The sequence below is a fragment of the Nevskia soli DSM 19509 genome, from assembly GCF_000711955.1.
Taxonomy (GTDB): Bacteria; Pseudomonadota; Gammaproteobacteria; order Nevskiales; family Nevskiaceae; genus Nevskia; species Nevskia soli.
The window spans coordinates 1-24,749 of the sequence record NZ_JONR01000050.1 but is presented as its reverse complement, the minus strand read 5'-3'; the positions used below and the strand labels follow the sequence as shown (position 1 = coordinate 24,749).

At 66.9% G+C, this 24,749-nt stretch carries 24 protein-coding genes and 1 pseudogene; 4 read left to right on the top strand and 21 right to left on the bottom strand.

Going from position 1 to position 24,749, the window contains the following annotated elements:
- Positions 1 to 22: 22 nt before the first annotated feature.
- The 21 genes and pseudogenes from BP26_RS0120285 to BP26_RS0120180 form a co-directional block, all read right to left on the bottom strand.
- Positions 23 to 1,237: an ABC transporter permease gene (locus BP26_RS0120285; RefSeq protein WP_029922387.1), complete on the bottom strand. Its 1,215-nt coding sequence runs from the start codon at positions 1,235 to 1,237 to the stop codon at positions 23 to 25.
- A gap of 30 nt (positions 1,238 to 1,267) precedes the next feature.
- The gene (locus BP26_RS0120280; RefSeq protein ID WP_029922386.1) at positions 1,268 to 2,584 is read right to left on the bottom strand and encodes an ABC transporter permease; all 1,317 of its coding nucleotides are present in this window, start codon (positions 2,582 to 2,584) and stop codon (positions 1,268 to 1,270) included.
- Between the two features lie 57 nt (positions 2,585 to 2,641).
- On the bottom strand, positions 2,642 to 3,361 hold the full coding sequence (locus BP26_RS0120275) for an ABC transporter ATP-binding protein (protein WP_029922385.1): 720 nt from the start codon (positions 3,359 to 3,361) through the stop codon (positions 2,642 to 2,644).
- A complete protein-coding gene (locus BP26_RS0120270; RefSeq protein ID WP_029922384.1) occupies positions 3,355 to 3,612 on the bottom strand; it encodes a hypothetical protein in 258 nt (85 codons plus the stop codon). Before BP26_RS0120270 ends, BP26_RS0120275 begins: the two co-directional genes overlap by 7 nt.
- A 59-nt stretch (positions 3,613 to 3,671) precedes the next feature.
- Positions 3,672 to 4,949 carry an efflux RND transporter periplasmic adaptor subunit gene (locus BP26_RS0120265; RefSeq protein WP_029922383.1) on the bottom strand — a complete coding sequence of 426 codons (1,278 nt, stop codon included), beginning with the start codon at positions 4,947 to 4,949 and terminating at the stop codon, positions 3,672 to 3,674.
- Between the two features lie 99 nt (positions 4,950 to 5,048).
- The gene (locus BP26_RS0120260) at positions 5,049 to 6,491 is read right to left on the bottom strand and encodes a TolC family outer membrane protein (RefSeq protein ID WP_084183273.1); all 1,443 of its coding nucleotides are present in this window, start codon (positions 6,489 to 6,491) and stop codon (positions 5,049 to 5,051) included.
- 213 nt (positions 6,492 to 6,704) lie between these two features.
- On the bottom strand, positions 6,705 to 8,660 hold the full coding sequence (locus BP26_RS0120255; RefSeq protein WP_157572663.1) for a hypothetical protein: 1,956 nt from the start codon (positions 8,658 to 8,660) through the stop codon (positions 6,705 to 6,707).
- 135 nt (positions 8,661 to 8,795) lie between these two features.
- A complete protein-coding gene (gene ptsP / locus BP26_RS0120250; RefSeq protein WP_029922380.1) occupies positions 8,796 to 10,529 on the bottom strand; it encodes a phosphoenolpyruvate--protein phosphotransferase in 1,734 nt (577 codons plus the stop codon).
- A 139-nt stretch (positions 10,530 to 10,668) separates the two neighbouring features.
- Positions 10,669 to 10,959 (bottom strand): HPr family phosphocarrier protein, encoded by a 291-nt coding sequence (locus tag BP26_RS0120245; protein WP_029922379.1) that lies wholly within the window; start codon positions 10,957 to 10,959, stop codon positions 10,669 to 10,671.
- Between the two features lie 11 nt (positions 10,960 to 10,970).
- Positions 10,971 to 11,399 (bottom strand): PTS sugar transporter subunit IIA, encoded by a 429-nt coding sequence (locus BP26_RS0120240; RefSeq protein ID WP_029922378.1) that lies wholly within the window; start codon positions 11,397 to 11,399, stop codon positions 10,971 to 10,973.
- Entirely contained in the window at positions 11,396 to 12,256 is an 861-nt protein-coding gene (gene rapZ / locus BP26_RS0120235) for an RNase adapter RapZ (protein WP_029922377.1), read from the bottom strand. The genes BP26_RS0120240 and rapZ overlap by 4 nt, the downstream gene beginning before the upstream one ends.
- Before the next feature lie 24 nt (positions 12,257 to 12,280).
- Positions 12,281 to 12,799 (bottom strand): annotated as a pseudogene (locus BP26_RS0120230) (HPr(Ser) kinase/phosphatase); the annotation flags it as partial.
- Positions 12,800 to 12,864: 65 nt separating this feature from the next.
- Positions 12,865 to 13,311 carry a PTS IIA-like nitrogen regulatory protein PtsN gene (ptsN, locus tag BP26_RS0120225; RefSeq protein ID WP_029922375.1) on the bottom strand — a complete coding sequence of 149 codons (447 nt, stop codon included), beginning with the start codon at positions 13,309 to 13,311 and terminating at the stop codon, positions 12,865 to 12,867.
- Positions 13,312 to 13,436: 125 nt separating this feature from the next.
- The gene (gene hpf / locus BP26_RS0120220) at positions 13,437 to 13,757 is read right to left on the bottom strand and encodes a ribosome hibernation-promoting factor, HPF/YfiA family (protein ID WP_029922374.1); all 321 of its coding nucleotides are present in this window, start codon (positions 13,755 to 13,757) and stop codon (positions 13,437 to 13,439) included.
- A gap of 118 nt (positions 13,758 to 13,875) precedes the next feature.
- A complete protein-coding gene (locus tag BP26_RS0120215; protein ID WP_029922373.1) occupies positions 13,876 to 15,366 on the bottom strand; it encodes an RNA polymerase factor sigma-54 in 1,491 nt (496 codons plus the stop codon).
- A gap of 220 nt (positions 15,367 to 15,586) precedes the next feature.
- The gene (gene lptB / locus BP26_RS0120210; protein WP_036517509.1) at positions 15,587 to 16,306 is read right to left on the bottom strand and encodes an LPS export ABC transporter ATP-binding protein; all 720 of its coding nucleotides are present in this window, start codon (positions 16,304 to 16,306) and stop codon (positions 15,587 to 15,589) included.
- A gap of 86 nt (positions 16,307 to 16,392) precedes the next feature.
- Entirely contained in the window at positions 16,393 to 17,160 is a 768-nt protein-coding gene (lptA, locus tag BP26_RS0120200; protein ID WP_029922371.1) for a lipopolysaccharide transport periplasmic protein LptA, read from the bottom strand.
- The gene (gene lptC / locus BP26_RS0120195) at positions 17,144 to 17,728 is read right to left on the bottom strand and encodes an LPS export ABC transporter periplasmic protein LptC (RefSeq protein ID WP_029922370.1); all 585 of its coding nucleotides are present in this window, start codon (positions 17,726 to 17,728) and stop codon (positions 17,144 to 17,146) included. Before lptC ends, lptA begins: the two co-directional genes overlap by 17 nt.
- The gene (locus tag BP26_RS0120190) at positions 17,725 to 18,252 is read right to left on the bottom strand and encodes a KdsC family phosphatase (RefSeq protein ID WP_029922369.1); all 528 of its coding nucleotides are present in this window, start codon (positions 18,250 to 18,252) and stop codon (positions 17,725 to 17,727) included. Before BP26_RS0120190 ends, lptC begins: the two co-directional genes overlap by 4 nt.
- Positions 18,252 to 19,244, bottom strand: coding sequence for a KpsF/GutQ family sugar-phosphate isomerase (locus tag BP26_RS0120185; protein ID WP_036517502.1), 993 nt, complete (start codon positions 19,242 to 19,244; stop codon positions 18,252 to 18,254). The genes BP26_RS0120190 and BP26_RS0120185 overlap by 1 nt, the downstream gene beginning before the upstream one ends.
- Positions 19,245 to 19,331: 87 nt before the next feature.
- Positions 19,332 to 20,762 carry a cryptochrome/photolyase family protein gene (locus BP26_RS0120180; RefSeq protein ID WP_029922367.1) on the bottom strand — a complete coding sequence of 477 codons (1,431 nt, stop codon included), beginning with the start codon at positions 20,760 to 20,762 and terminating at the stop codon, positions 19,332 to 19,334.
- A 101-nt stretch (positions 20,763 to 20,863) separates the two neighbouring features.
- Between BP26_RS0120180 and BP26_RS0120175 the strand changes: the two genes are divergently transcribed.
- From BP26_RS0120175 to murA, 4 genes are all read left to right on the top strand, one after another.
- Positions 20,864 to 21,814 carry an ABC transporter ATP-binding protein gene (locus BP26_RS0120175; protein WP_029922366.1) on the top strand — a complete coding sequence of 317 codons (951 nt, stop codon included), beginning with the start codon at positions 20,864 to 20,866 and terminating at the stop codon, positions 21,812 to 21,814.
- Positions 21,815 to 21,837: 23 nt separating this feature from the next.
- Positions 21,838 to 22,629 (top strand): ABC transporter permease, encoded by a 792-nt coding sequence (locus tag BP26_RS0120170; protein ID WP_436233357.1) that lies wholly within the window; start codon positions 21,838 to 21,840, stop codon positions 22,627 to 22,629.
- An 11-nt stretch (positions 22,630 to 22,640) separates the two neighbouring features.
- Positions 22,641 to 22,877, top strand: a complete 237-nt coding sequence (locus BP26_RS0120165; RefSeq protein WP_245611850.1) for a BolA family protein — start codon at positions 22,641 to 22,643, stop codon at positions 22,875 to 22,877.
- Between the two features lie 109 nt (positions 22,878 to 22,986).
- On the top strand, positions 22,987 to 24,246 hold the full coding sequence (gene murA, locus BP26_RS0120160) for a UDP-N-acetylglucosamine 1-carboxyvinyltransferase (RefSeq protein ID WP_029922363.1): 1,260 nt from the start codon (positions 22,987 to 22,989) through the stop codon (positions 24,244 to 24,246).
- The last annotated feature ends 503 nt before the right edge of the window (positions 24,247 to 24,749 follow it).

The following is a 24,749-nucleotide window of genomic DNA, read 5'->3' as shown; positions in this document are numbered from 1 at the left end:
CGGGATCATAATGCGCGCGGCTTCAGCTTGCGCGCGTCGCCAGGGCGGGCGGGGTCGAGGCGGCGCGCAACGCCGGCCACAGCACCGCGAACTGCCCCAGCAGCATCACCGCCACCGCGCCGCACAGAACATAGAGCAGGTCCAGCCGCTGCATCTCCAGCGCCTGCACCATCCACAGGTTCAGGCCCACCGCCAGCGCCATGCCGAGTAGCGCGCCGACGCCGGCGATGATGCTGTTCTCGGTCTGGAAGTAGGCCAGGATCGCCCGCCGCGTCGCACCCAGGGCGCGGCGCACGCCGATCTGCCGGCGCCGCTGCGTCACCCAGAAGCTGGTCAGGCCGACGATGCCGAAGGCCGTCACCGCCAGCAGCGCGGCGCTCACCGTGCCGAGGATGATGGCCAGGGCGCGGTCGTTGCGGTAGGCATCGGCGCGGATCTGGGCGTAGGACCGCACCTTTTCGATGACGCGGTTGCGGTTGACCTCGAACAGCTTCTTCTGTGCCGCCTGCATCACCGCATCGAGCTGGCCCGGCTGGGCGCGCACGATGTAGCTGTACTGCTTGGAAATGAAGATGTACGGGTCCAGCATCGAGTTCTCGACGAACTTCTCGGCCCAGGCGTTCGATACCCATGGCGTCTTCAGCATGTCGACGATGCCGACGATGACGATCGGCTGGTCTTCGACGTAAACCGTCTTGCCCAGCGCCGAACCATCCGGGAACAATTTTTCTCCCACTGCCTTGGTGACGATCATCACGCCGGGCTGCGCCTTGTCGCGTTCGGAGCGCTCGCGGATTTCGTCGGCCGTGAAGTTGCGGCCGGCGATGAGATGGGCGCCGAGCGCATTGAGGGCATGGTCATCGGTGAAATAGCGCGCCGTGTGCGCGGAGGAATGCTTCTGGTTGGGTGCGAGGCCGATGCCTTCGCTCCAGCCACCGCCGCGCAGCGGATAGGCGTTGGTGGCATAGGCGTCGACCACGCCAGGCATGCCGCGCAGAGCGGCGAGGTCGCCGCGGATCATCGCGCCGATCTGCTCGGGCGACCCGACCCACTGGTTGCTGAGGCTGAAGGTGTTGGCTTCGTCGACGCCGCTGGGCCGCGCCATCATGACAACGCGCTGGCGGATGATGAACAGCGCGTTGCACAGGATCGCCAGGGTCAGCGCCATCTGCAGGGCGATGAGGAAGGCGCCCACCTTGTTGCGGCGCATGGCGGAAAGAATCGGACCGAAATGCATGTCAGTCTCCGTATATGGAAAGGGCAGAGCCTAGTTGGCCTTGAGCTGCCAGGCTGGCTGCACCTGGGTGGCGCGCCAGGTGGGATAGAGGCCGGCCAGCATCGCCGCCAGCACCGCCAGCGCCACCGTTACCAGCACGTCGATCAGGTCGAGATGGGTCAGGTCCGCCATGTCCTTGCTCAGCAGCGCGCGCATGCCGGCCAGGCCCACGGCGGTGAGCGCCAGGCCGACCAGGCCGCCGGCCAGGCCGATCACCCCGGTCTCCACCAGGCATTGCGTGAACACTGCGCGCCGGTTGGCGCCGATGGCGCGGCGCACGCCGATCTCGGAAGCGCGGGTCATGAACTTGGCCAGCATCAGGCCCACCGCGTTGACTAGGCACACGAAGAGGAAGCCGAACGACACCACCACCATCACGCGCGACTCGTCCGGCACCACGTGCTGCACGTCGAACCATTTGCGTACGTCGTAGAGCCGGGTCAGCGGCGCCCAGTGGAAGCGGCCGTTGTGTTGCTGTTCCGCTGCATAGCCGTCGAGCAGCGTGCGGTAGTGCTGCACCTGTTCGGCGGTGTTCAGTTCGGCCCAGAACTGGACCCAGGTGCACTCGGAGCGCATATGCCCCTCGAAGCCAGGGTCGACCACGGTCGGGCCGGCGCAGTTGTTGTTGCCCCAGATATCCATCTGGCGGCCGATGGCGGTGTTGAACGGCAGGAACAGCGCTTCCACCTCGCCGAAGGTCTGGTCCATCACGTCGTACATGCGCGGCTGCGGCGACCAGTCGTCGAGCACCCCGACCACGCGGTAGTCGTGATTGTCGAGATTGACCGTCTTGCCGACGCTGTTGGCGCCGCCGAACAGCTTGTCGTTGAGCTTGCGTCCCAGCACCACCACGTCGGCCCGCGCCTCGTCGTCGGCCGCGCTCCACGGCGTGCCGTACTTGAACGGCACATCGAACATGGCGAAGAAATCCGCGCCAGTGGCGCGCGCGTCGGCCTGGAACGGATTCTGGGTGGGATCGGTCGGCATCACCGCGAAGCCGGTGGCATACATCGCCGCCTGGCGCCGCGCCGCGTGCAGATTCATCAGCGCCACGGCATCGGTGTAAGTAAGCATGTCCTGCCCCGGCTCGCCGTTTTTCTCGCGCTGGTCCGGTCCCCAGTTGTCGATCAGCGGCGTGAACAGCTGCGCGGACTTCTGCGGGATCGGGTCGCCGGACATGGCGCGGAACAGGCTCAGCGTGGTCATCGAGGCGCCGATGCCCAGGCCGATGGCCGCGACCATCAGGGCCGTCAGCATCGGGTTGCGGCGCAGGCTGCGCAGCGCCAGCCAGATGTAATAGCGGAACATGGGAAGCGTCTCCTATAAAGCGGATTTGCCGGCGGCCGAGGGCCGCACGGTCGATTCTTATGCCGAAGCCTGCCTCGCTTCAGCGTGCACGCCGTGGAAGCGCGGTTCCTCGGTCAAGTCCACCACCTGCCCGTCGATGATGTGCACATTGCGCTGTGCGCGCACCGCCAGTTCCGGATCGTGCGTCACCATCACGATGGTGGCGCCGTCGCGATGGATGCCTTCGAGCAGTTCCATCACGCCGCGCGCCATCTGCGTATCGAGGTTGCCGGTCGGCTCGTCCGCCAGCAGCAGGCGCGGCGTGCCGGCCAGTGCGCGGGCGATGGCCACGCGCTGCTGCTGGCCGCCGGACAGCTCGGCCGGATAGTGGCGCGCGCGTGCCGACAGGCCGACGCGCTCCAGCGCCTCGCCGATGCGCTTCTTGCGCTCGGCGCCGTTCATGCGCCGGTAGCGCAGCGGCACGTCGATATTGTCGAACACGTTCAGATCGGGAATCAGGTTGAAGGCCTGGAAGATAAAGCCGATCTTCTCGTTGCGGATGCGCGAGCGCGCATCGTCGCCGAGCTTGCTCACGTCCTCGCCGTCGAGGTGATACTGGCCGCCGGTCGGCGTCTCCAGCAGCCCGGCGACGTTGAGGAAGGTGGTCTTGCCCGAGCCGGAAGGGCCGGTGACGGCGACGAACTCGCCTTCACGCACGTTCAGGGAGAGATCGCGCAAGGCGTAGGTCTCCACCACTTCGGTGCGGTAGACCTTGGCCAGGTGGGTCATCTTCAGCATGTCGTCAGTCCTTTGTGGAGGCGTTCGGGGGGCAGCGTCTGCGTCACCGGCATTTCACCGTCGGCGCGCGCGCGTCGCGTCGCCAGCCGCCACTGCGGCGACTGGATGGTCTGCTGCTGCGGCGCGGCGATCTGCGCCAGGTAAAGCTCCGGCTGCGGCTGCCCGGCGATCAGGGCATAGGCGAACATCGCGTGCGCCGCCGCTGCCGTGGCCATGCCGCCCATACCGATCATCATTCCTTTCTTGCTCATGACTATCTCCTGTTGCTGCTTGCCGTATCTGTTGCCCAGGCCGGTGAAGCGCCGCCGCTTCAGCGGCCGATCACCACGCTGGGCGCGTTGTTGAATTCGTCGGTGCCGGAGGTGACGATGCGCTCGCCCGGCTGCAGGCCGTCCAGGATCTCCACCTTGGACAGGCTGCTCGCGCCGACGCTGACCGGGTGGCGCTCCGCCAGGCCGTCCTTGACGAGGTAGACGAAGTGGCCGCCCTCGGCATCCAGCCACGGCCCGCGCGCCACCATCAGCACGTCCTTGCGCTGGTCCAGCACCACCCGCACCGATAGCCGCTGGTTCTGGCGCAGGCCGTCCGGCGTGCCGCCGGCGAAGCGCACCCGCGCCGCCACTTCGCCGTTGACCACTTCCGGCGAGACCGCGCTGACCGCGCCGTCCCAGTTGTTGCCGGCGCCGCTGATCTGCGCCGGCATCGCCACCGCCAGGTCGCGCGCCAGGCTTTCCGGCACCTTCATTTCCAGTTCCAGGGCGGTGAGGTCCACCACCGTCAGCAGCGGCGCGTCGCGGGCCACGTTGGCGCGCTCGGCAATCAGCAGCTGACCCACCTGGCCGGTGACCGGCGAGCGCAGGTTAAGCGCATCCACCTGGCGCTGCAGGTCGGCGACCAGCAGCTGTTGGCGGTCGCGCGCCAGCTTCTTGCTCTGTACGTCGAAGCGCAGCTGCTCGGGTTCCATCTGCAATTCCTTGCGCGCATGCTCCAGGTCGAAGTTGGCCTTCTCCGCCGCGTCCTTGGCGCGCAGCAGCGACAGCTCCGAGTAGGCGCCTTCCTTGTAGGCCTTGTCGCTGCGCTGCACTTCGCGCGCCGCCGTCTGCTGGTCCACCTGGGCGCGGTCGAAGTTTTCCTGCACTGTCATCTGCTGCTTGCGCGCATCGAGCTGTGCGCGCTGGTAATCCACTTCGAAGCCGCCCAGGGCCGCCTTCTCCTGCGCCAGCTTGCTGGAGAGGTCCGGACTGTCGATCGTCGCCAGCACATCGTTCTGATTGACCTTGTCGCCGGCGTGCACCTTCAGCGTCACCGTGCCGGCGGAAGAGGCGTACAGGGTCGGGCTGATGGCGGCGACCACCTTGGCCTCGGCAGCGATGTCGCGGGTGAAGTCGCCGCGTTCCACCGTGGCGAAGCCCAGCCGCGAGGCGCTGACCGAGGCCTGCGCCGAGAACAGCCGGATCACGCCCGGCGCCGCCGCCAGGATCAGCCCCAGCGCCACCACGGCAACCGCAATCCAGACCCAGGGCGCGCGGCGGCGCCGGTTCTGCGCGGTCGCCAGCGGAATATCCTGGGCTGAGGTGTCACGAAACATTGCAGGGCCTCCGGGCCGTGTGGAACATCGTCTGGCAGTAGCAGGCGCAAGCGTCGTGCCTGGCGGTGCCAACACTTAATTGATTGATACTGAACATGTTTATTTGCTGGCCGTGTTCGTGGCAGTGTCCGCGGACAGGCCGCCGGACACTGCGGACGGCGCGGCGGACACGGCGGCGCCACGCACCAGGAAAGCGTCGATGGCGCCGAGGTCGGCCTCGCTGAGCCGCCCGGCCAGCTGCTTCAGGGTCAGCGAGTTGGTCAGGTAGTCGTAGCGCGACTGGTAATAGCTGCGCAGCGCGTCGTAATAATTGGTCTGCGCCTGCAACAGCGAGAACTCGTTGCGCGTCCCCACTTCCAGCGCGATGCGGCTGGCCTCGACGGCGTCGCGGTTGGAGTCCGCCGCCTGCCGGTTGCTGCGGATCTTCTCGATGCCGGAGACCACGCCGCGGTAGGCGGCATGGGTCTGCCGCTCGATGTCGCGGCGCTTGCCCTCGTACTGCGCGCGCAGCTGCTCGTAGGTGTTCTTCGCTTGGCGCACCAGCGAGGCCACCGTGCCGCCCTGAAACAGCGGCCAGTCCACCACCACGCCGACGCGGTCGTCGCGCTCGTTGTTGCCGAGCTGGCTGGAATAGTCGTACTTGTTGACCGAGCCCTGCAGCGACAGCGTCGGCAGGCCGCGGGCGCGGTTGGCGCTGATGTCGCGCTGCGCCGCCTGTGCCTGCAGGTTTGCCGCGCTCAACACGTAGTTGTCTTGAAGCGCGCTCTGCACCCAGTCCTCCGGCCGCGCCGGGTCCGGCTGTGGCAGCGGGATTTCGTCCTTCAGCGGTGCGATGTCCCGCGTCTCGCGCGCGGTCAGTTCGGACAGCGCGCGGCGCGCATCGTCCAGCGCCGAGTCCGCGTCGATCACGCTCGCGGCGGTGACGTCGTAGAAGGACTGCGCTTCCTTCACATCGGTCTGCGGCGACAGGCCGTTCTCCACCCGCTTGCGCGCCTGCCGCAGCATCTCGCCGTAGGCCTCGCGCTCGAGCTGGTTGGTGCGCAGCGTGTCCTCCGCCGCCAGCACGTTGAAATAGGCGGTGGCCACGCGCAGGATCAGGCTCTGCTGCGCGTCGCGGTAGGTCGCCTCGGCCTGCGCCACCTGCAGGTTGGCCTCCGCCAGCTTGTGGAAGGACTGGAAACTCCAGATCTGCTGGTTCAGGGTCAGCGCATACACCGCACTGTTGCCGAACACGGTACCGCTGCTGGAAGCCTGCGGCGCCGTGGAGCCCGGCAGCGAGGTCGGATTGCCGTTGTCGCCGCTGCTGCTGATCTTGTCGCGGGCGAAATTGGCGTTGGCATCGAGCTGCGGCAGGAACGCCGCCAGCGCCTGCGGCCGCGCCTCGATCGCCGCGCCGCGCTGATGCAGGGCCGCGTCCAGGGTCGTGTCCTGGGCCTGCGCCTGCCGGTAGGCGTCGAGCAGGTCGTTGGCGCGCACCGCTCCCGGCGCTGCCCACAGCACACACACCATGCTTCCCAAAACGCCGGTCGCCCGCTTCCGCATGTGCCGCTCCGCTGTCTGTCCTGACAGGGGAGGGCGCAACGCCCGTACCAATCGCTTTACGATTGATTCAAAAGGATTTTATGTAGGATATCGGTGCGTAAAAGTGTCCGCGGACAAGGTTGCGGACACGGTGGACAGTTGCGCTCGAAGGTTATTGCGGTGCTCTGGATGTCACGCGGGTGGTCGGGCTCAGTGTCGCCAGCAAGGCCTCCGCTACTGCATGCCGACGCCGACGCAGACCACTAGCGGACTGTAGTTGTGAACCGACAGGGTATTCGTGGTGATGGTGCCAAGCGTGGCGCCCTGCGGCGTGCCGAGTTCAAGCACTACGGTCTTGTCACACTGCAGATATTGAGGGTAGGTGATTTTGACCGAAACGCTGGCTGACGCAGAATGCGCCGGAATCAGCAAGGTATTAGCGGGTGTAACGGCGTAGCGTGAAGCAGCTTCGCTCCCGCTCAAGGTGAACGGCACGGTCACATCGCGGGGGACGGCGGCCGAGAGTTGAACCGTGATGGTGGTCGAAGTCTGTCCGCTCAGGCTGGTACTTTGCGCCGTCCGTTCGGCACCGGTGGCGAAACTCACCGTTGGCAGCTTCCAATTCACTGATGCGCTCTTCGAAATGCTTCCACCGGGGCCTACACAGGTCAATGTGAAGTGGTATGCACCGGCGTTGTTCTCCGTGACCGTCGCCGAACCGTTCAGCGCCTTCGTCCCGGACCAGTCGCCGCTCGCCGTGCAACTGCTGGTGTTGGCAGAACTCCAGGTGAGCGTTGCGGTGCTTCCGATCAATAGGGAGGTCGGCTGTGCGTCCAGGCTGAGCGTCGGGGCGGCGGCTTTGGGCGCGCCGTAGAAGCTGGCCGCAAACACGTCATCGTAGGTCGTGAAGTCGATGAATTGGGACCATGCAGCCCATAAATTGCCCAAGCCATCGATCGCGACCAAAGGGGGGACGAGCGATGGATAGACGGAAGGTATGTTGTACAGCGAGATCGCATCGGTGAGTGCGTTACCCGAAAGCGAGAGCAGCCGCACATTTCCGCTGTTCTGGTAGCCCTGTCCCTGCTGAATGCTCCAGGTCCAGCCGATCGCGAGTTGGCCGGTGGTGCTGTCGACCTGTACCGACGGGCCGGCCTGGCTCACGCTCATGCCTTGGTAGGGAGCGTCGACGTTGCCCGTTGCCTCGAACTCCGCACCCGCCGCATGGCAGTCCTGATGGAAGGTGCGCACGAAGATCCCGCTTACATATTCGTTTATGGACGGATTGATGCGGAGTGAAGGTGCGGCCACGGCAATGGTGCCGTCGCCGCCCTGCGCTCCGGCAATGGCAATGCTGTTGATACTGGATGGCGTCGAGGTGCTGACCAGAACGTCTCCCCCGAGTCCGGTGCCGCGCGCGTCGAAGCAGTTCAGGTAAACATCGAATCCGTAGCCTTGGGTGTTGAGGTACCTCCAGATGGCCATGAAGTGCCCATCCGCCGAGATACCCACGCCGCCAAGACCAGGGTAATCGGAATCGGCAAATGCCGCTTTCAGCCGCAGCGACGGCCCTGTCGGCCGTCCCTGCGCATCGAACGGCGCGATGTAGGCGTGATAGGGCGGGCTGCCCTGGCCATTGGATTGGGTCCCCCAGCCGACCACGAAAGCGCCGGACTGATTCATGGCCACAAAGCTTTCGGTCGAGTATTCCGCGGCCGAACTGACCTGGAACTCGGGGCCTTTGGGGTTGCCGTCCTGGTCGAACAGCCGCGCGTAGGTGTTGGATACATCGAAGGTGCTGTTGCCGGTCCAGGTGACGACGAACTCGCCGGTACCCCGGTTTACCGCTACCGCCGGGAAGCCGTAGTAGCCATGCGCCGCGCTATGAACCAGGAACTGGGCGGTAAGGGCCTGACCGTTTGCCGCAAAACGACGGGCATAGATATTGGTGAACTGGCCCCCGTTGTGATCGTCCTCGCCTCCCGTCCACACTACGGTGAGATTGCCGGCTGCATCCGCGGCGATCGAGGAGCCGATCGTGTCCGGCTGGGCATCGCTTGCACTGACCTGGAACCGGGGCGCCTTCTGGGTGCCGGGCGCGGGTGCGCCAGCCTGGGCAGCGGGAAGGGCAATGACGAAAGCGAAAGCACACACGAGGCTTGCGAGCCCGTGTAAGGTCGGAATTTTCATGAAGGACTTCCCCGAACTGCGACGCGATTTTGTTGTGTGCCTGCTCGCCGATTTGCGGCGGAAAGCATCATCCCTGCTTCAATCTACCACGGAGATCGCGGCGCCGGTGTGACACCGGGCACGGCGCCCAGGCGCTCAGTGGCCGAAACCGGCGACCAGGTCCTGGAACTCGCGCATGCCGCGCGCGGCGAGGACGCGCTGTGCCTGTCGCCGCAGCTCCGCCACGTTCGACTCCATGATGATGCGCTTCACTTCGAGCACGCTGGCCGGGTGCATCGAGAACTCGGTCAGGCCCAGGCCCAGCAGCAGGCGCGTGTGGCGCGGGTCGCCGGCCATTTCGCCGCACATCGCCACCGGCACGCCGGACTGCTCGCCGGCCTCGATGGTCATGCGGATCAGGCGCAGTACCGCCGGGTGCAGCGGGTCGTAGAGGTAGTTCACTTCCTCGTCGACGCGGTCGATGGCCAGCGTGTACTGGATCAGGTCGTTGGTGCCGATCGAGAAGAAGCGCGCGTGACGCGCCAGCAGCGGCGCCGCCAGCGCGGCCGCCGGCACCTCGATCATCGCGCCCACCGGGATGTTGTCGGCCACGGTCCGCCCTTCGGCGCGCAGCTGCTCGGTGGCGGCGACGATGATCTGCTGCGCCTGGCGGAACTCCTGCACGCTGGAGATCATCGGCAGCATGATCTGCATGGCGCCGTGGGCGGAAGCGCGCAGCAGCGCCCGCACCTGCGTGCGGAACAACTCCGGCTCCTTCAGGCACAGGCGAATGGCGCGCAGGCCCAGGGCCGGATTGTTCGGCGTTGGTCCCTGGCGGCTTCCAGAGTCGACCTGCTTGTCGGCGCCCAAGTCGAGCGTGCGGATGGTGATCGGCCCCTTCACCGCGGCGACCACGCGCGAATACGCCTGGTACTGCTCCTCCTCGTCCGGCAGGCCGCGCCGGTTCATGTAGAGGAACTCGGTGCGATACAGGCCCACGCCCTCGGCGCCGAGATCGGCGGCGTGCACCGCGTCCTCGCTCATCTCGATATTGGCCAGCAGCTTGATCTTGATGCCGTCGCGCGAGATGGCCGGCTTGTCGCGCAGCTGCGACAAGGCGGCGCGGTCGGCCAGCTGGCGCTGGCGCTTGGCCTGGAAGAACTCCTGCGCCTGCGCATCCGGGTCGGCCAGGGCATGGCCCAGGTCGCCGTCGACGATCACCAGCTCGCCCTCGCGCAGCAGGCGCCGCGCGTTGTGCAGGCCGACGATGGTGGGAATGCCGAAGCTGCGCGCCAGGATCGCGGTATGCGACAGCGGGCCGCCGTACTCGGTGATGAAGGCCGCCACGCCCTGCTGCGACAGCAGGATGATGTCGGCCGGGGTTACGTCGTCGGCCACGATCACCGGCGGCTCGCTCTGCTCGGTGCGCTGCACCGGCATGCCCTTTTCCTGCTTCAGCAGGATACGCAGAATGCGCGCGGAGACGTGCTGCACATCGTCCTTGCGCGAGCGCAGGTAGGGATCCTCCATCTGCTCGAACACCGCGGTGAGCGCGTCGCGCTGTTTCTTCAGCGCAGCCTCGGCGTTGCACTGCGCGCTGCGGATCAGCGCCACCACCGCCTCGGTCAGCGAGCGGTCGTCGAGCATCAGCAGGTGGGTGTCGATGAATGCCGCGATCTCGCCCGGCGCACCGCCGGGAATCTGCCCGCGGATCTGCCGCAGCTGTTCCTTGGCGCGCCGCTGCGCGCCGAAGAAGCGCGTCACCTCGTGTTCGATGTCCGCCGGCTGCAGCGTGTACTCGGGAATCTCCAGGTCGCCGCCGTGCAGGCGCTGCACCCGGCCGATGCCGATGCCTCTCGACACTCCGATACCGGATAGCCACAGGCTCATGACGTGCGCTCTCCGCGATACGGCAGAAGTGGCCAGTGGTTAGTGGTTAGTGGCCAGTAAAAGCAAGAAGCGCAGGCTGCCGCCGCAGGCGGCGCCTCCCTACTAGTCACCAGCCACTGATCACTAACCACTGCTTTTCTCACGCCTCCTCGTCGAAGCGGTTGGCGATCAGGGCGGCCAGCGCTTCCAGCGCTTCCGCCGCATCCGGCCCCTGCGCCACCAGGGTGATGTGGCTGCCCTGCGCCGCCGCCAGCATCATCACGCCCATGATGCTCTTGCCGCTGACCTCGCGGCCGTCCTTGCGCACCACCACATCGCTCTGGTGCTTGGCCGCCAGCGTCACCAGCTTGGCCGCGGCGCGCGCGTGCAGGCCCAGGCGGTTGACGATGGTCACGGTCTTCTCGATCGGCTGGTATTCGCTCTTGTCCATGTCGGTTCTTTTTATGCTCTCGTGGCAGGCGTGGGACAGACCACCACCCCGCGTTGTCCGCCTTCCACCGCGGCGCGGGTCATCGCCGCCAGGTCGAGTTGCGGATAATTGAAGATCTTCACCAGCATCGGCAGGTTGATGCCCGCCACCACTGCGGTGCGCGGTGCCTCGGCCAGGCGGTTGGCGATGTTGCTGGGGGTGCTGCCGAAGGCGTCGGTGAGCAGCAGCACGCCGGCGCCGCGGTCGAGCCGCTCGATCATGCGCCGGCCCTGCAGCAGCAGCACATCGGTGGCCTGTACCCGGCGCACTTCCAGTTCGTCGGTCGGCAGCGGCAGCGCGCCGATCATGTCGCGCATGGTTTCCAGCAGGAAATGGCCGAGCTTGCCGTGCGTCACCAGCAGCACGCCGACACCGCCGCCGTTGAGATCGGCGCCGCTCACAGCCCCAGCTCGCGGTGCTTGGCGATGACCTGGCCGAAGCGCCCCTGGAACGAGGCGGCGAGCTGCTCCACCATGTAGACCGAGCGATGCTGGCCGCCGGTGCAGCCGATGGCCACGGTGACGTAGCTGCGGTCCTGCTGCTGGAACGCCGGCAGCCAGTGCGCCAGGAAACTGCGGATATCGTCGAGCAGCGCGCCGGTCTCGGAGTGGCTCTCCAGGTATTTCGCCACCGCCTCGTCGCGGCCGTTGAGTGGGCGCAGTTCCGGCACCCAGTGCGGGTTCGGCAGGTTGCGCACGTCGAAGACGAAGTCGGCGCCGTCCGGCAGGCTGTTCTTGTAGCCGAAGGACAGGAACAGCACGGCCAGCCGGCCGCTGCCCGCCTCGGGCTGGCGCGCGTGGATGGCGCTGCGCAGGTCGTGCAGGTTCATCGCCGAGGTGTTGAGCAGGTCGTCGGCCAGCGCCGCGATCGGTTCCAGCAGCTTGCGCTCCAGGCGGATCGCCTCCACCAGCGACACTTCCGGGCCCGACAGCGGGTGTTTGCGCCGCGTCTCGTTGTAGCGGCGCAGGATCACCTGGTCGTCGGCGGTGAGGAACAGCACGTGCACATGCACGCCCTGCGCGCGCAGCGCCTTCAGCACCTCGGGAAAGGACTTGATCTCCGCCGGATTGGCGCGGGCGTCGACGCCGATGGCGAATTCGCTGTAGCGCGGCTCCGGGTGGCTCACCGCGTGCGCGATCAGCGGCTGCACCAGGTCCAGCGGGATATTGTCGATGCAGTAATAGCCGAGGTCCTCGTACAGCTTGAGGGCCACGGTCTTGCCGGTTCCGGACAGTCCGCTGACGATGACTAGGCGCATGCAGCTCTCAAGAGGTTTCGGCGTTTACTCGGGACGTTCCAGCCGGCGCCGCTGCCGCTCCACCAGGTCGTCGTCGGCGCGGTAGCCCGACAGGCGCAGCCGGTGGTCGCGGCAAGCCGCCTCGACCAGTACCGCGAGATTATGCCCGACCCGGCGCTGCAGCGAGATTTCCGGCACGGTGACGCCGAGCACGGTATAGCTGGCGCGACGCCCGTGCAGGCGCTCTTCGGCGGTGGTCTCGGCGCGTCCCCCCAGGTCGATCACCAGGTCCAGCGCCGCAGCCGCGGCCACCGCGGCCTGGCCGTATAGCGCCCGCGCATTGAGGATGCCGAGGCCGCGCACTTCGATGAAGCCGTCCAGCAGGGGCGGGCAGCTGCCGATGACGCCGGCGGCGTCATCGGTGCGGCGCCATTCCACGATGTCGTCGGCGATCAGCTTGTGCCCGCGGGTCAGCAGCTCCAGGCCCAGTTCGCTTTTGCCGGCGCCGCTGGCGCCGCGCAGGAACACGCCCAGGCCTTCGACTTCGAGGAAGACGCCGTGAGCGGTAGCCTGCGCTGAGGAACGGGTGGGCGTGACGGTGTCCGGAGGGCGGTTGCCGGCAACAGGCCCTAGTGCGTCAGCAGCGCGAACAGCGCCGCCTCATCCCTGGCTTCGCGCACCTGGGTGCAGAAGGTGTCGTCGGAAAATTTCTCGGCGATGGCGGCCAGGTGCTGCAGGTGCTCGCCGGTGGCGTTCTGCGGTACCAGGAGGCCAAACATCAGGTCCACCGGCTGGCCGTCGTGGGTCTCGTAGTCCACCGGGTGCTTCAGGCGCACGAAAGCGCCGACGCTGGAGCTGATGCCGGCCATGCGGCCGTGCGGGATGGCCACGCCGTGGCCCAGACCGGTGCTGCCCAGCTTCTCGCGGCTGGAGAGGCTGTTGAGGATATCGACATGGCTGACGCTGGGAGTGCCCTGCGCCAGCAGTTTCGCGATCTCCTCCAGCGCGCGCTTCTTGCTGGTGACCGCGACGCCGCTGGCGACGCGGCCGCTGCTCAGGATTTCTGCGAGTTTCATGTGTTTTTTCGGTGCTCTTGCTTAAAAACAAGGCCCGGTGGGGGCCGGGCCATGTTTGTTCCTGTTGCCGGTACGTTACGACTTTGTCGGCGCCCGCGCCAGCGTCCGGCGCGGGCCGCCGCCGGCTAGATCTCCTGGTGCTTGATGGTCTCGCGGTCGTGATGATTGCGCAGCTTGTCCTTGAACTTGCGCGTCTGCTGGTCCAGTTTGTCGATGAGGCCGTCGATGGCCGCATACATATCGCCATTGATCGCTTCGGCGTGCAGGTTGGCGCCGCGGGTGTGCAGCGTCGCCTCCGCCTTGTGCTGCAGCTTGTCGACCGAGAGGATCACCGAGGCGTCGATCAGGTGATCGAAATGTCGCTCGACCTTCTTCAGCTTGTCCGTCACGTAATCGCGCAACGGCGGGGTCAGATCGAGATGGTGGCCGCAGATGTTCAGATTCATTCATCGACTCCTTGCGAACTTGGCCGATACGACGGGCCGGTCGGATGACCGGGCCGTCCGTACACGACCGGGCAAACGGTGGATGCGAAATCCGGGCCGTTGATCGTCCGCCGGTCGTTCAGTTGACCGGACGGCGCTCGTGCGAAGGTGGAATACGCAGTGCTTCGCGGTACTTGGCGACGGTGCGGCGCGCGACCTGGATGCCTTCTTTCAGCAGCAGCTCGGCGAGCGTGGAGTCGGACAAGGGCTTGGCTGCGTCCTCCTGGGCGATGAGACGTTTGATCATGGCCTGGATGGCTGTTGCAGAGCAGGTACCTCCTTCAGTGGTTTGGACATGGCTTGAGAAGAAAAATTTCAATTCGTAGAGGCCGCGCGGCGTCAGCATGTACTTGTTGGCGGTGGCGCGCGACACGGTGGACTCGTGCACGCCGAGCCGCTCGGCCACGTCGCGCAGCACCAGCGGGCGCATCGCTTCCTCGCCGTATTCGAGGAAGGCGCGCTGTTCCTCGATGATGCACTGGGCGACTTTCAGCAGGGTTTCGTTGCGCGCTTCCAGGCTGTTGATGAAATAGCGCGCTTCCTGCAGGTGCTGCTTCAGGGTCAGCTGGTCGCGCGAGGTGTCGGCGCGCTTGATCATGCCCTGGTAGTAGGAATTGATGCGCAGGCGCGGCGTGTGCTCCGGGTTCAATGCCACGCGCCAGCGGCCCTGGTGCTTGGCCACGAACACGTCGGGCGCGACGTACTCGTTTTCGTGCGACTGGTAGGGGCGGCCCGGATGCGGCTGCAGCGACTGGATCAGCACCATCGCCGGACGGATCGCCTCCAGATCCAGCCCGGTGGCGCGGGCCAGCTGCGCCTCGTCGCGCCGCGCCAGCAGCGCCATCGGCGCTTCCAGCACGCGCTGCGCTTCGGCCAGGCCCGGCGTCTTCGGCGGGTATTGCTGCAATTGCAGGCGCAGGCATTCCGCCAGGTCGCGTGCGCCGACGCCGGGCGGATCGAAATCCTGCACCAGACGCAGCACCTTCTCGATCTGCTCCAGCGGCACGCCGAGCGACTCGGCCAGGCGCACGCTGAGGGTGTCCCAGTCTTCCAGGTAGCCGTCGTCGTTGATGGCATCGACCAGATGCAGCGCGATCTCCGCCTCCAGGGCGTCGAACGGGGCGATGCTGGCCTGCCAGCCCAGGTGCTCGCGCAGGCTGGTGCTGCCATGCAGGTTGGCCTGCAGGTAGTCGTGCAGGCCGTCGTCATCGCCGCTGCTGCTGGCGCTGGAGGACGCGGCGGTGGGGCTGTCGTAGATATCGCCCCAGTCGGCGTCGACCGGCATGTCCTCGGGAATTTCCTTGCTGGACAAGTCCAGCGTGGTGTTTTCGCCCGCGGTTTCGGCCTCGTCGCTGCCTTCGGCGGCTTCGCTCATCTCGACTTCGGCCACCGCCTCCTCGGGATGCTCCGGCTCGTCCGCAGTGGATTCCAGCATGACGTTGGATTCCAGCGCCTGACGGATCTCCTGCTGCAGATCGAGGCTGGACAGCTGCAATAGCCGAATCGCCTGCTGCAGGGCAGGCGTCATGGTGAGGCTCAATCCGGTGCGTAGCGACAGCGACTGTTTCACGACGCTCTCAGCGTTTTATCCATAATTGGCATTGTACTTGCACAAAATCGATGTGGCTGGAGTATGATCGTAAAAATTTCCAGCCGGGGCATCAAAAACAGCCCGGCGGATCGGAATGAGGCCACCGGCGGTCGCCATGGTCCAGGGGGGGGGGGGCTCCCCAGCACATCCTCCCGCTCCTCCCCGATCCGCGCGCAGCCAGTACATCGCCGGCTGCGGACTACATCTTGAACTGCTCGCCCAGGTAGACCCGCCGCACCGTCTCGTTCTCGAGCACATGCGCCGGCGCGCCGTCGGCGATGACCAGCCCTTCGTTGAGGATGTAGGCGCGGTCGCAGATACCCAGCGTCTCGCGCACGTTGTGGTCGGTGATCAGCACGCCGATGCCCCGCGCGGCCAGGTGCTGGACGATGTGCTGGATGTCGAGCACGGCGATCGGATCGACACCGGCGAAGGGTTCGTCGAGCAGGATGAAGCGCGGATTCGCCGCCAGGGCGCGGGCGATCTCGGTGCGGCGGCGTTCGCCGCCGGACAGCGACATGCCCAGGCCCTCGCGCACGTGGCCGATGTGCAGTTCGCTCAGCAGCCGTTGCAACTCCGATTTGCGCCCTTCGGCGCTGAGGTCCTCGCGGATCTCCAGGATGGCCATGATGTTGTCGGCCACCGACAGCTTGCGGAATACCGAGGCTTCCTGCGGCAGGTAGCCGATGCCCATGCGCGCGCGGGCGTGCATCGGCAGGCGCGTGATGTCGGTGCCGTCCAGCGCGATGCTGCCGCCGTCCGGCTTGACCAGGCCGACCATCATGTAGAACGAGGTGGTCTTGCCGGCGCCGTTGGGGCCGAGCAGGCCGACGATCTCGCCAGCGCTGACGTTCAGCGAAACATCGCTGACCACGGTGCGCCGGCGGTAGCGCTTGACCAGGCCGCGCGCCGCCAGCAGTGACTGCTTCGCCACTTGCGGCGTCCCGGCCGGCGGATTCACGGCCGCCAGGTGGGGTTCGCGGCGCTCGCCGCTGAGGACCGTACTCATGGCTTGGGCGGGCTCGGCTTGGCCGTGGCCTGCGGGATGGGCTGCTGCAGCGTGGGGCCCTCCGCCGCCGGCGCCGACGGCGCGGGATTGAGACCGCCTGCGGGTGCCGCGGGCTGCGCGCCATTCGCTGCCGGCGCCGGAGCACCGGGAATGCTGGCCTGCGGAATGACGATCTTGACGCGGCCGCCGGGGCCGTCCCCGCCGGACGCTTCGTAGCGCTGTTCCAGCACGTGGTAGGTGATGGTCTCCGCGGTGGTCTTGTCGTCGCCGCGCGTCATCTGCGACTCGCCGACGAGGTCGATGGTGCCGTTGCGCGAGTCATAGGTCATGGTCCTGGCGTGGGCGGTCACCGGAGGATTGTCCGGGCCGTTGCCGGCATGCGCCATGTGCGCCGGCGAGCCGGTGATCTTGGCGACGTACTGGCCATCGGCGGCGCGCTTCAGTTCCAGCCGGTCGCCGTCCATCTTGAGGGTATCGGAGTCGAGCGTGACATTACCGACGTAGACGGCGGTATTGCCCTGCGTCAGCTCGGCGCGGTTGGCGGCGATGGTGACCGGGCCGGTAGGCCGCATGTCGGCGGCCGAGGGCAGACGCGTCAGCTGATCCTTGGTCTGGTCCACCTTGCTCGGCGTGGACGAACTGGCGGCCACGGTGGCGGGATGCGCCGCCGCCACTTGCGTCGCTGCGGTGTTGTCCTGCGCCCAGGCCAGGGCCGGCAGCAGCAGCGCCAGGGCGGCGAGAATCCGTTCAGTGCGCTGCTTCATGGGGTCTCGTCGTATAGATCATGTGCACGTTATGCAGCAGTTGCAGGGTCTGCTCGGCCCAGTCGGAGCGCAGGCCGACGGCATTGCCGTTGCGCAGCGGGCTATGCAGCTCCACCGGCGCGTCGGTATCGACCTCGTGCCGGTCCGGGTCGATCCACAATCGATCGGTATGGATCGCCACGGCCTCGCCGTTGTCCGGCCAGTGGCCGTTGGCCACCACCGGTCCCTCCAGCATGAAGCGCCGCTGGTGAGACGGCAAGTTCGCCGCCGGCGCGGTGACGTGCCAGGTCTTTTCGTCGTCGTCGAGCAGGTCCAGTTGCAGGTTCTGGGCGCGGCCGGACTGATCGTCGAAATAATCGATGGTCTCGGCCTGGCCATACAGGCTGACGCCGCCGTCGACGTCGAAACGGGTCAACTGGGCGTCGCTCAGGGTATAGCGCGGCAGCGTCGCCGGCGCTTCCGCCGTGTCGATGTTGGAGTTGTCCATGCGCTGGAAGGTGTAGAGCAGCCCGGCCAGGCCCGGAAGCAGCAGCAGCGGAATGATCAGGCGCGTCCATTTCGTATTCATGAATGCGCTCCTTCGCCTGCCTCGTCCTTGCCCTGCGCCTTGAGGATCATGTCGGCGGCCTCGCGCACCGCGCCATTGCCGCCGTTCAGACGGCTGGCCCAATGCGCGGCGGCCAGGGCTTTGGGGTGCGCATCGGCCACGGTCAGGGCCAGGCCGGCGCGGCGCATCAGGGGCAGGTCCGGCACATCGTCGCCCATCACCGCCATCTGGCGGTCTTCCAGGCCCAACGTCTGCAGCAGGCTTTCAAAGGCCGGGACTTTGCGCTCGACGTTGAGCCAGATATAGCGCACGCCGAGGTATTCGAAGCGCTGCTGCATGGCCGCCGAGGGCCGGCCGGAAATCACCGCCACCTCGATGCCGGCCTGCAGCAGCAGCTTGATGCCGAGGCCGTCGCGCACGTTCACCGCCTTCCACTCGCTGCCGTCGGGGCCGAGGTAGAGCTTGCAGTCGGTGATGACGCCGTCGATGTCGAACACCACGCAGCGGATTTCGCGTGCGCGCTCGCTGAGGGTGGGCTCCGGCATCAGACCACTCCCGCGCGCAGCAGGTCGTGCATGTGAATCACTCCGAGCACATGGTGCTGCGCGTCCTGCACCGTCAGCACGGTGATCTTGTGCTGGTCCATCAGGTTGACCGCCTCCACCGCGAGCTGATCGGCGCCGATGCTGCGGCCGCCCTTGGTCATCACCTCGGCGATCTTCACCTGGCGCACGTCGAGGCCGTTGTCGATGACGCGGCGCAGGTCGCCGTCGGTGAAGATGCCGAGCACATGGTCCTGCGCATCGACGATGGCGGTCATGCCCAGGCCCTTGCGGGTCATTTCCAGCAGGGCTTCGGACAGCGAGGCGTCCGGCCCCACCTTGGGCACGCGCGCGCCGGTATGCATCAGATCGGAAATCTTCAGCAGCAGGCGCCGTCCCAGCGAGCCGCCCGGATGGGAGAGGGCGAAATCCTCCTGGGTGAAGCCGCGCGCTTCCAGCAGCGCCACCGCCAGGGCGTCGCCCATGGCCAGGGTGGCGGTGGTGCTGGCGGTCGGCGCCAGGTTGTGCGGGCAGGCTTCCTGCTCCACCGAAACATCCAGGTGCACTTCCGCGCTGCGCGCCAGGGTCGAGCCGGGCTTGCCGGTCATGGCGATGAGCGGCGCGCCCATGCGCTTGATCAGCGGCAGGATGGTGAGGATTTCAGCGGTTTCGCCGGAATTGCTGATGGCGATCACCACGTCCTGGCGCGTGATCATGCCGAGATCGCCGTGGCTGGCCTCGCCCGGATGCACGAAGAAGGACGGCGTGCCGGTGCTGGCCAGGGTGGCGGCGATCTTGTTGGCGATATGGCCGCTCTTGCCCATGCCGGTGACCACCACGCGGCCGTTGCAGGCCAGCATCACCGCGCAGGCCCGCGCGAAGGCCGCATCCACCCGCGGCAGCAGGCCGCTCAGGGCGTCGCGCTCGATCTCCAGCACGCGGCGGCCTGTGGCCTGCAGCGCAACGGGGTCGGCGGGTTGGACGTGGTCGTTCAATTGTTTTTGCCGGAATCGGACAACGGGGGGATGCAATGTTACCGGATGCGGTGAAAGCTGGGTGTTGCGAGCCGGTTAATCAAGGTTTCAGCCGTTTTTGATGTCCGCATAGGCCAGAAGTGCCCGTTCGCGGGAGCGGGCCAAGTCCACGATCGGCTCATCGTAAGGCGCTGGCGCGGCGATCTTCGCCAGCCAGGGTGCATGCAGCATGTCGTCCGGCAATTTCTTGAGTTCCGGTACCCAGTGACGGAGATAAACGCCGTCCTTGTCGAACTTGCCGCTCTGCAACACCGGGTTGAAGACGCGGAAGTAGGGCGCGGCGTCGGCGCCGCTGCCGGCGGTCCACTGCCAGCCCTGGGTGTTGTTGGCGAGGTCGGCGTCGACCAGGGTGTCCCAGAACCAGTGCGCGCCTTCCTGCCAGGGGATCAGCAGGTTCTTGGTGAGGAAGCTGGCGACGATCATGCGCACCCGGTTGTGCATCCAGCCGGTGTGCCAGAGCTGGCGCATGCCGGCATCGACGATCGGCACGCCGGTGCGGCCGCGCTGCCAGGCGCGCAGGTCGGCGGCGTAGTCGCGCGGCTTGCGCCAGGGGAAGGACTCGAATTTCGGGTTCAGCGGCTGCAGCGGCGTGTACGGGTAGTGGTACAGCAGGTGGTGCGAGAACTCGCGCCAGCCCAGTTCGCGGATGTAATGGTCGACGTTGGCAACCATGCCGTGCCGGGCGTCTTCCGCGGCCAGCCGGCGCAGCCACGCCACGATCTGCCCCGGCGAAATCTCGCCGAAATGCAGGTGCGGCGACAGGCGCGAGGTGGCTTCCAACGCCGGCAAGTCACGCTCTTCCTTGTAATTCGCCGCCGCCTCGTCGCAGTACTGCTCGAGCCGCTTCCAGGCACCGGCTTCGCCCGGAATCCAGGTGTCGCGCAGGCCGCCGTCCCAGCGGATATCCGGCAGCAGGCCCAGCTCCTTGAGCGGCAGGCCCCGCGGCGCGCGCGCGACCGGGCTGAGCTTGCGCACCGCCGGCAGGGGCGGCGGACGCTGCGGCAGGCGCGCGCCGGCGTTGCGCCAGTACGGCGTGAATACGCGGTAGGGATCGCCGTTGCCGGTCTTCAGCTGCCAGGGCTCGGCCAGCAGGGCGGCGTTGAAGCTCTCCGCCGTCAGGCCATCCTCGCGCAGCGCCTGCTTGACGGCCTGGTCGCGCGCAATCAGCGCCGGTTCGTACAGGCGGTTCCAGTACACCGCCGAGGCATCCACCGTCCGCGCCAGTTCGCGCAGCTGGCGCAGGCTGGGCCCCTGCCGCAGCAGCAGCGGCGCGCCGGCCCTGGCCAGGGCGGCCGACAGGGCTTCGAGAGAATGATGCAGCCACCAGCGCGCCGCGCCGCCGGGCGCCCAGGGCGCCTCCTCGTCGGGGGCGTGGATATAGACCGGCAGTACGCGTTCGTGGCGCTCGAGGGCGTGGCGCAGCGCCGGGTTGTCGGCGAGGCGCAGGTCGCGGCGGAACCAGACGATGGCTGCGGTCATGGGGCGAGGGTGGCGGAAATTGCCGCGTTTGTCAGGGGCTTGAACCAATACGCGGCGATCCGGCCGGCCGGATGCGTCGCGAGGCGTATAATCCGCGCCCAATGAATACCTCCTCAACGGACGCCCTGAGCATCGACGGCGTCCGCAAAGCTTATGGCAAGGTGCAGGCGCTGGACGGGGTGAGCTTCAACATCCGTCGCGGCGAGTTCTTCGGCCTGCTCGGCCCCAACGGCGCCGGCAAGTCCACCCTGATCAGCATCATCGCCGGCCTGGTGCGCGCCGACGAAGGCCGCATCGGCGTGCTCGGCCACGACACCGTGCGCGACTGGCGCAGCGCGCGCCGCCTGATCGGCGTGGTGCCGCAGGAGCTGGTGTTCGATCCCTTCTTCAAGGTGGTCGATATGCTGCGCATCCAGGCCGGCTACTACGGCTGCGGCCGCGAGAGCTGGCCCTGGATCGACGAGATGCTGGTCAAGCTGGACCTGGAGAGCAAGCGCAACGCTTCCATGCGCACCCTTTCCGGCGGCATGAAACGGCGCGTGCTGATCGCCCAGGCCCTGGTGCACCGGCCGCCGGTGGTGATCCTCGACGAGCCCACCGCCGGCGTCGACGTCGAGCTGCGCCGCACCCTGTGGAGCTTCATGAGCGAGCTGCACGCCAAGGGCACCACGGTGGTGCTGACCACGCATTACCTGGAAGAAGCCCAGGACCTGTGCGAGCGCATCGCCATCATCGACAAGGGCAAGGTGCGCGTCATCGAGACCACCGCGCAGCTGCTCAACCGCCACCCGTTCCGCTTCCTGCGCATCAAGCTGGCCAACGAGGGCGCGCTGCCGGAATCGCTGCGCCCGCTGGTCTCCGGCGAGAAGAACGGTTCGATCGAGCTGCGCCTGGATCGCGAGAAGCATCCGATCGGCGGCGTCTTCACCGCCCTGCGCGCCGCCGGCCTCGACCTCGAAGACGTGCACACGCGCGAGCCGGACCTGGAGGACATCTTCATCGAGCTGACCCACGACAACTCCCGTCCCGCCGTCGCCGGGGGTGCCCGGTGAATCAGGAGAAGAAGCCCACCCTGCTGCCGCCGGAAACCGACCTGGCGCGTTTTTCCGACCGCGTCGGCTTCGTCACCCTCACGGTCAAGGAGATCAAGCGCTTCTGGAGCGTGCTGGGGCAGACCGTCACCGCCCCGGTGATCACCGCGCTGCTCTACCTGCTGGTGTTCGCCCAGGCCATGCAGGGGCGCGCCCAGGTCTACCCCGGGGTCAGCTACACCGAGTTCCTGGTGCCGGGCCTGGTGATGATGACGGTGATCCAGAACGCCTTCGCCAACAGCTCCTCCTCGCTGACCCAGTCGAAGATCATGGGCAACCTGGTGTTCCTGCTGATGGCGCCGCTGGGCGCCTGGGAATGGTTCGCCGCCTACGTCGTCGCCGCCCTGGTGCGCGCCGCCCTGGTGGCCGTGGCGATGCTGCTGGTGGCGCTGCTGTTCGTACCGCTGCCGGTGCACGCGCCGCTGGCCCTGCTGGCCATGTTCCTGCTGTCCGGCGCCAGCCTCGCCGTGCTGGGCCTGATCGCCGGCATCGTCGCCAGCAAGTTCGACCATCTGGCCGCCTTCACCAACTTCATCATCACGCCGCTGTCCTTCCTGTCGGGCGTGTTTTACTCGGTGCATGCGCTGCCGCCGTTCTGGTACGTGGCCTCGCACTTCAATCCCTTCTTCTACATGATCGACGGCTTCCGCTACGGCTTCTTCGGCCAGGCCGACGTGCCGATCGGGCTAAGCTTGCTATGGGCGGCCGGCTTCCTCGCCTTGCTTTCCGCGATCTGCCTGTGGATGCTGATGACCGGCTACAAGCTGCGGCGCTGAGAAACTTCGACATGATGACCAAAGACCAAATCAAGCAGCTGATCCAGGCCGGCATGCCGGACGCCGTCGTCACCGTGACCGGCGACGACGGGCAGCATTTCGAGGCCGAGGTGATCTGGCTCGGCTTCACCGGCAAGTCGCCGGTGGCGCAGCACCGCATGGTCTACGACACCCTGGGCGGCCGCATGGGCACCGAGATCCACGCCCTCAAGCTGCGCACCCACGCCCCCAAGGCGCCCTGCGCCTGAACCCCTTTCGGGAGTGCCGCGATTTCGCGGCATTTGCACAAAAAAGACACCAGCCGGTTGCCGCCGGCGGGTAGTCTTCGTTTCAGTTTTTTATGGATAGATACGCTTAGTGGACAAATTCCTGATTCAGGGCAACGGCCCGCTGCACGGTGAAGTGATCGCCTCGGGCGCCAAGAACGCCGCCCTGCCGATCCTCTGCGCCGCGCTATTGACCGACGACACGCTGGCCATCCGCAACCTGCCGCAGCTGTGGGATGTCGGTACCACCCGCCGCCTGCTGACGCAGATGGGCGTGACGGTGAGCTCGTCCGGTCCAGGCCAGGTGGAGATCAACGCGCGCTCCATCACCACCTGCATCGCGCCCTACGAGCTGGTCAAGACCATGCGCGCCTCGATCCTGGTGCTGGGCCCGCTGCTGGCCAAGCGCGGCGAGGCCCAGGTGTCGCTGCCCGGCGGCTGCGCCATCGGCGCGCGGCCGGTGGACCTGCATCTGCGTGGGCTGGAGGCGATGGGCGCCGAGATCGACGTCGAGGGCGGCTTCATCAAGGCCCGCGCCAAGCGTCTCAAGGGCGCGCGCATCGTGTTCGACGTGGTCACCGTCACTGGCACCGAGAACCTGCTGATGGCAGCGGCCCTGGCCGACGGCCAGACCGTGCTGGAGAACGCCGCCTGCGAGCCTGAGGTGGTCGACCTGGCCAACTGCCTCATCGCCATGGGCGCGAAGATCGAGGGCGCCGGCACTTCCACCATCCACGTACAGGGCGTCGAAAACCTGCACGGTGCCTCGCACAGCGTGATTCCGGACCGCATCGAGACCGGCACCTTCCTCATCGCCGGCGCCATCACCCGCGGCCGCGTGCGGGTGACGCAGACCGATCCGCGCATGCTCGAAGCCGTGCTGGACAAGCTGCGCCAGGCCGGCGCCAAGCTCAGCACCGGCGCCGACTGGATCGAGCTGGACATGCTGGGCCGCCGCCCCCGGGCCGTGGACATCCACACGACGCCGCATCCGGGATTCCCCACCGACATGCAGGCGCAGTTCATGGCCCTGGATTGCGTGGCCGAGGGCGTCGGCACCATCCGCGAGACCATCTTCGAGAACCGCTTCATGCACGCGCAGGAGCTGATGCGCCTGGGCGCCGAGATCAACATCGAGGGCAATACCGCCGTCGTCACCGGCGTCGAGCGCCTCAGCGGCGCACCGGTGATGGCCACCGACCTGCGGGCTTCGGCCGCGCTGGTGCTGGCGGCGCTGTCCGCCGATGGCGAGACCCTGGTGGACCGGGTTTATCACATCGATCGTGGCTACGAGCACATCGAGGAAAAGCTGCGCAAGCTGGGCGGCAAGATCCAGCGCGTAACCGCGTAATCCGATAACTCCCTGGCTGTTCCTCCTCCCCCCATGAACATTGTGAGAGGGGTAGGGTGAGGGACTGTTTTTCACCCGAACCGCACCAACCTCCGTTCGCCGAAAACCCCGTTTTTCTCCATGGGTGCCATGCGTGCCAAGGGTTTTTGTTGGCACGCATGCGGCGGGCGATGTTCCTTTTCAATCGGAAAAGGCCGCGAAAGTCGGGGCTGTAACCGTGTGTTGAGGGCAGCAGAACTGGATCCCCGCCTGCGCGGGGATGACGCAGAGGGATAAGGGGCGTTCAAGAGCGACGTTTGGGCTTTTGACGTTGCTTTGCGCTTTTGCTGTGCTTTTGACGTACCTCCCCGTCTGGCTGCGCCGAGCATCGCAGGACAAGGTGGAACAGCCGCGCGCAGACGCGGGCGAGGCATGGATGCCGAAGCCGTTTTAGACAGGCCAGGGATGGCCTGTCTAAAACGCCCACCTTGGCCGAGAAGCGCAGGGGACCGAGTAAACACCGA

What these genes read in the sequence shown, in the direction of transcription:
- BP26_RS0120175 (WP_029922366.1), top strand. Translation starts at nt 20,864, where the DNA reads ATGAATACCTCCTCAACGGACGCCCTGAGCATCGACGGCGTCCGCAAA.
- BP26_RS0120275 (WP_029922385.1), bottom strand. Translation starts at nt 3,361, where the DNA reads ATGCTGAAGATGACCCACCTGGCCAAGGTCTACCGCACCGAAGTGGTG.
- BP26_RS0120255 (WP_157572663.1), bottom strand. Translation starts at nt 8,660, where the DNA reads ATGAAAATTCCGACCTTACACGGGCTCGCAAGCCTCGTGTGTGCTTTC.
- BP26_RS0120165 (WP_245611850.1), top strand. Translation starts at nt 22,641, where the DNA reads ATGATGACCAAAGACCAAATCAAGCAGCTGATCCAGGCCGGCATGCCG.
- BP26_RS0120280 (WP_029922386.1), bottom strand. Translation starts at nt 2,584, where the DNA reads ATGTTCCGCTATTACATCTGGCTGGCGCTGCGCAGCCTGCGCCGCAAC.
- BP26_RS0120180 (WP_029922367.1), bottom strand. Translation starts at nt 20,762, where the DNA reads ATGACCGCAGCCATCGTCTGGTTCCGCCGCGACCTGCGCCTCGCCGAC.
- BP26_RS0120190 (WP_029922369.1), bottom strand. Translation starts at nt 18,252, where the DNA reads ATGCCGGAGCCCACCCTCAGCGAGCGCGCACGCGAAATCCGCTGCGTG.
- BP26_RS0120265 (WP_029922383.1), bottom strand. Translation starts at nt 4,949, where the DNA reads ATGTTTCGTGACACCTCAGCCCAGGATATTCCGCTGGCGACCGCGCAG.
- hpf (WP_029922374.1), bottom strand. Translation starts at nt 13,757, where the DNA reads ATGAATCTGAACATCTGCGGCCACCATCTCGATCTGACCCCGCCGTTG.
- BP26_RS0120245 (WP_029922379.1), bottom strand. Translation starts at nt 10,959, where the DNA reads ATGGACAAGAGCGAATACCAGCCGATCGAGAAGACCGTGACCATCGTC.
- rapZ (WP_029922377.1), bottom strand. Translation starts at nt 12,256, where the DNA reads ATGCGCCTAGTCATCGTCAGCGGACTGTCCGGAACCGGCAAGACCGTG.
- BP26_RS0120260 (WP_084183273.1), bottom strand. Translation starts at nt 6,491, where the DNA reads ATGCGGAAGCGGGCGACCGGCGTTTTGGGAAGCATGGTGTGTGTGCTG.
- ptsP (WP_029922380.1), bottom strand. Translation starts at nt 10,529, where the DNA reads ATGAGCCTGTGGCTATCCGGTATCGGAGTGTCGAGAGGCATCGGCATC.
- BP26_RS0120285 (WP_029922387.1), bottom strand. Translation starts at nt 1,237, where the DNA reads ATGCATTTCGGTCCGATTCTTTCCGCCATGCGCCGCAACAAGGTGGGC.
- ptsN (WP_029922375.1), bottom strand. Translation starts at nt 13,311, where the DNA reads ATGAAACTCGCAGAAATCCTGAGCAGCGGCCGCGTCGCCAGCGGCGTC.
- lptC (WP_029922370.1), bottom strand. Translation starts at nt 17,728, where the DNA reads ATGAATACGAAATGGACGCGCCTGATCATTCCGCTGCTGCTGCTTCCG.
- lptA (WP_029922371.1), bottom strand. Translation starts at nt 17,160, where the DNA reads ATGAAGCAGCGCACTGAACGGATTCTCGCCGCCCTGGCGCTGCTGCTG.
- BP26_RS0120270 (WP_029922384.1), bottom strand. Translation starts at nt 3,612, where the DNA reads ATGAGCAAGAAAGGAATGATGATCGGTATGGGCGGCATGGCCACGGCA.